The organism is Oleiphilus sp. HI0079 (assembly GCF_001635105.1).
Window position 1 is genome coordinate 1 of record NZ_LWFT01000120.1, and the last position, 1,438, is coordinate 1,438.

Here is a 1,438-nt window from a genome sequence, read left to right on the forward strand (position 1 = left end):
ATTGCGAATTTTGTCTTCGCGATTTTTGCCTACTGGATGATGTTTGGGATTGGTTACACCACGGTACTTCCTAAGATTGGAGAGGTTATTCCAGAAAGCCCTGCCGCTATGTCGCAACTAGAAGTAGGCTCTGTGCTCGAAAGCGTGGATGGTCAGAAGGTTTACGGTTGGCGAGATGTTGTGATGTCGCTGGTTCCTCATATTGGTGATTCTGGTGTAATAGAGCTCAAGGCGCAATTCGATGGCGAAAGTAAAGACTATGCGTTGAAACTTGATAATTGGATGCGCGGCCAGGATGAAGCGGATCTTATTAGGGGTATTGGTTTGGTGCCTTATCGTCCCCCGATCTCCCCAGAAATTAGCGTTGTGACGCGCGGGGGGCCAGCGCATATGGCTGGTGTTCTTGAGGGTGATCTCGTGCGTTTTGTAGATGGAGCGGAGATCGCTGACTGGTACGATTTTGTCGAGATTGTTCAGAAGAGCGCAGGTGAGCGGCTAAGCGTTTTGGTAGAGCGGAATGCCGATTTGATTGAACTGTCTGTCGTCCCAGAGGTGGTAGAAGGGGGCGGTCGCGCTTTAGTAGGTAAAATCGGAGTAGGGGTTGCGCCTTTCGAGTACCCTAGAGAGTTAATCTCTGTAGTCAGTTACGGCCCAATCGATTCGCTTGGCCACGCTTTTTCGCAAACATGGTCTGACGTTGCAATGACCTTCGGAGCTGTAAAGAAGATGGTCGTCGGATTGATTTCTCTCGACAATCTAAGCGGTCCAATTACGATCGCGCGAGTTGCTAACCAATCCATTAGTACCGGTGCGGAAGAGTTTCTTCGCTTTTTGGCCCTGCTCAGTGTCAGTCTTGGCGTCTTGAATCTGTTACCGATACCGGTACTGGATGGCGGGCATATTTTGTTTTACCTCATCGAGGCGGTTCGTGGGAAACCGCTTTCAGAGCAAAGCCAAGTCATTGGTTTTAAGATTGGTTTATCCTTGGTTGTGATGTTGATGGCCGTAGCTTTCTATAACGATATTATGCGGCTCTGATTTCATGTCAGCATATTTAGGTGCAGTAGTTAATGTGTAACTTTTTTCGATTGCCAGCTTTGGCTTTCGCAGTGCTTTTTGGTCTCTATTCATCGCAGGTCTTGAGCGAGACTTTTCTCGTCGATGACATCCAGGTTGAAGGCTTGCAGCGGGTGTCCGCGGGTACTGTTTTTTCTAGTTTTCCTGTTTCGGTCGGCGAAGAAGTGAATCCGACAAAGTTGGCTGAGGCGAGTAGAGATCTGTTTAAAACGGGGTTGTTCACCGATATAGCGTTGTATCGTAACGATGATGATCTAATTGTTAGTCTTCAGGAAAGACCTTCTATCGCGAATATCGAGATATCGGGTAACAAGGATATTTCTGAAGAAGACTTGCTAGAAGGTCTTAAACAGGCAGGCAT

The 1,438-nt window shown here is 47.8% G+C and carries 1 protein-coding gene and 1 pseudogene; both read left to right on the forward strand.

Annotation, left to right across the window (positions count from 1 at the left end):
• A partial coding sequence (gene rseP / locus A3750_RS01750; protein WP_068547980.1) for an RIP metalloprotease RseP occupies window positions 1-1,038 on the forward strand: 1,038 nt, incomplete at its 5' end.
• A 32-nt stretch (window positions 1,039-1,070) separates the two neighbouring features.
• Window positions 1,071-1,438, forward strand: a pseudogene (locus A3750_RS01755) (outer membrane protein assembly factor BamA); the annotation flags it as partial.